Annotated in this window: 1 protein-coding gene; it reads left to right on the top strand. The window is 66.8% G+C overall.

Going from position 1 to position 1,543, the window contains the following annotated elements; translation table 11 throughout:
* Positions 1-78 precede the first annotated feature (78 nt).
* Positions 79-1,511 (top strand): IS3 family transposase gene (locus ABD901_RS58545; protein WP_380133593.1). Its coding sequence is split into 2 segments (ribosomal slippage): positions 79-409 and positions 409-1,511, totalling 1,434 coding nucleotides; the frame shifts between segments, so codons are not numbered across the junction.
* The last annotated feature ends 32 nt before the right edge of the window (positions 1,512-1,543 follow it).

The raw sequence follows: 1,543 nt of genomic DNA, 5'->3' as shown, positions 1-1,543 counted from the left end.
CCCTCTGTGCCAAGATCTCATGAGGCAGGTTTTGAACCTGCAATGTTGTTCTGAGGGCGAGTCTGGAGTTCATCTCTCGTGAGTTCGCTCGATGGTGTGCCGGATCCTGAGGTTCTGGTGAGGGCCCGTACGCGGCGGTGGTCCGCGGCGGAGAAGTCGCGGATCTTGGCCGAGTACGAGGGCCTCGGCAAGGCCGACAAAGGCGCATTGCTGCGCCGGGAGGGGATCTACTCCTCGCTGATCGCGGCGTGGCGAGCCCAGCGCGACCAGGGGGCGTTGCAGGCTCTGGCCCAGCCGGCCGGGCGGCCGCCGGCCGATCCGGTCGATCGGGAGAACGCCAGGTTGCGGGCGCGGGTGCTGCGGCTGGAGGCCGATCTGGACAAGGCCCGGCGGGTGATCGAGGTGCAGGGAAAACTTTCCGCGCTGTTGGGGCAACTCGCGACCGACGGCCAGAGCAGCGGGAGCGAGCCGACCGCATGATCGACGACGCGATCGTCGAGTTGGAGCCGATGATCGGTGTTCGGGCGGCGTGCCGGGCGACCGGCCGGGCGCAGGCCTCGCACTACCGCCGGCATCGGCAGTCACCGCCGCCGGTCCGGCCGGTGCGGGAGCGTCGGGCGCAGCCGCGGGCGTTGGACGAGGTCGAGCGGGCCACGGTGCGGGCGTTGCTGAACAGTCCCGGCTTCGTGGACAAGGCGCCGGCGACGGTCTACCACGAGCTGCTCGACGAGGGCGTCTATGTGGCGTCGGTGTCGAGCATGTACCGGATTCTGCGGGCGTACGGGGAGGTCGGTGAGCGTCGACGTCAGGCGGTGCACCCGGCCCGGGTCAAGCCCGAACTTGTTGCCACGAAACCGAATCAGTGCTGGTCGTGGGATATCACGAAGCTGCACGGGCCAGCGAAATGGTCGTACTTCCACCTGTACGTGATTATCGACATCTACTCCCGGTACACGGTCGGCTGGCTGATCGCCGGCCGGGAGTCCGCTGCCCTGGCTGAGCAGTTGCTCGCCGACACCATCGCCAAGCACGGTATCGACCGGGACAGGTTGACCGTCCACGCCGACAACGGCTCCTCGATGGCGTCGAAGCCGGTCGCGTTCCTCCTCGCCGACCTGGGTGTCACCAAGTCGCATTCCCGGCCGCATACGAGCAATGACAACCCGTTTAGCGAGTCGCAGTTCCGGACGCTGAAGTACCGGCCCGAGTTTCCGGCGACGTTCGCCAACCTGCCCGACGCACGGGCGTTCTGCCAACGCTTCTTCAGCTGGTACAACACCGAGCATCGGCATTCCGGTGTCGCCTGGCACACGCCCCACAATGTCCACTATGGACACGTTGACCAGGTCCAGGCCGTCCGGGCGGACGTGCTGAGCGCCGCGTACACCCGCAACCCCGAACGGTTCGTCCGCAAGCACCCCGAGCCGGCCGCCCTACCTGTCGCAGCGTGGATCAACAAGCCCGCCGAGCAAGACGACCCAGACGAGCCAGCCCACTCAACGAAAACCTAACCAACCTGCCTCAAAAATCTTGACACGCGCCG

The organism is Dactylosporangium darangshiense, from assembly GCF_039537565.1.
In the GTDB taxonomy this organism is placed as follows: Bacteria; Actinomycetota; Actinomycetes; order Mycobacteriales; family Micromonosporaceae; genus Dactylosporangium; species Dactylosporangium darangshiense.
This window is presented reverse-complemented; position numbering and strand designations above follow the sequence as displayed.